Source organism: Phocaeicola sp. RTP21198st1_B8_RTP21198_201120, assembly GCF_040929485.1.
Lineage (GTDB): Bacteria > Bacteroidota > Bacteroidia > Bacteroidales > Bacteroidaceae > Phocaeicola > Phocaeicola dorei.
In genome coordinates this window covers 1-1,655 of sequence record NZ_JBCOCI010000279.1, presented here as the reverse complement: position 1 = coordinate 1,655, position 1,655 = coordinate 1, and the positions used below count along the sequence as shown (strand labels likewise).

Annotated in this window: 1 protein-coding gene and 1 pseudogene; both read left to right on the top strand. The window is 42.4% G+C overall.

Features of this window, described 5'->3' with window-relative positions:
* Positions 1-886, top strand: an 886-nt coding sequence (locus AB5935_RS25410) for a sensor histidine kinase (RefSeq protein WP_368327804.1), incomplete at its 5' end; no start/stop codon positions are given.
* Positions 883-1,655, top strand: a pseudogene (locus AB5935_RS25405) (sensor histidine kinase); the annotation flags it as partial. The gene AB5935_RS25410 and the pseudogene AB5935_RS25405, both read left to right, overlap by 4 nt.

Genomic DNA, 1,655 nt, shown 5'->3' with positions numbered 1-1,655 from the left:
CTACCAAATAGATAAAAATGAACTGGACAACTTAAACAGACAGAAGACAATCCTCTACTGGAGCTGGTTCACCATCCTATCCATAGTCATACTGATTGTATTTTTCATCCTTTTGGTCAGACGAGGAAATAAAAAACTGCGCCAATCACAGCAGGAACTGGAAAAAGTGAAAAAGCAAGAAGAAAATTCCATCCGGACAAAGAGCCTTTTCCTTTCCAACATGAGCCATGAAATTCGCACGCCGCTCAATGCGTTGTCCGGCTTCTCCTCCATCCTGACGGAAGAATCCATCGACAACGAGACCCGGAAACAGTGTAGCGATATTATTCAGCAAAATTCAGAACTGTTACTCAAGCTGATTAACGACGTAATCGACTTGTCCAGTCTCGAAGTAGGCAAGATGAAATTCAAATATGAGCGATGTGATGCAGTGGCAATATGCAGAAACGTTATCGACATGGTTGAGAAAATAAAACAAACGAATGCTAACGTCCGTTTTTCGACCTCTCTCCATTCATTAGAATTGACGACAGACAATGCAAGGTTACAACAATTATTAATCAACCTTCTCATCAATGCAACCAAATTTACTCCGCAAGGTTCCATCACCATGGAACTGGAAAAACAGACAGAAGACATAGCACTGTTTTCCGTGACCGACACCGGTTGCGGTATCTCTCCGGAGAATCAGAATAAAATATTCAACCGTTTTGAGAAACTGAATGAAAATGCTCAAGGGACAGGACTCGGTCTGTCTATCTGCCAACTCATTATCGAGCAGCTGGGCGGCAAAATATGGATTGACTCCAATTATGAGGAAGGAGCCCGTTTCCTGTTCACACACCCCATTTACCATGAGCAACAAGGAAAGGAGGAAGCCGAATGAAACAAGTCCTGCTCCTGATCCTTCTATTATGCTGCACCCTCACCGGAAAAGCCAGCACCAAGATTGTTTTGGAATCCGACAGCCTGATAAAGGTGTTGGAAACATTACCGTACGATACGACACGGCTGAATGTTCTCAATCAAATCATCAGAATAGAACAAAACAACCAGCAATGTATCCAATATTCGGATGCATTAATGAAAGAAGCATTGCAACTGGGAAATGACAAATATGCCGGTCTGGCTGCTTACTACCATATTTTATACTATTACAATCGTAATAATCAAGACAGTGTAGCCAAATGGCTCACCATAATGGAGCCTCATGCCCGGAAATCAGATTTATGGAATTACTTCTTTGATGCCAAACGTTTCCAGATAGACCTGTACACATTCAACGAACAATACGAACTTGCTATCAACGAATCTCAAAAGATGCAACAGCAAGCCTCCCAAATGAATAGTAACCGGGGTAGTATGGCTGCCTATCAATGCTTGAGTAATGCATATATCGGCAGCCAGCGCTGGGATAAAGGAATAGAAGTACTGGAGGCTGCCTACCAGCTACTCACTCCGACAGAAAATCCGGTGGTCCGTATCTCGGTATTGTCACAGTTAGTATCCGTTGTCAAAGAAAAGAAGGATAATAAAAAACTACTCAAATATTTGCAGGAACTGGAAAACACTCTTCATAACCACATCAGTGCAAACCCATCCTTAAAAGCGGGATTTGCCGATGTATACCTGTTCAATGAACTGTTCTACAGCTA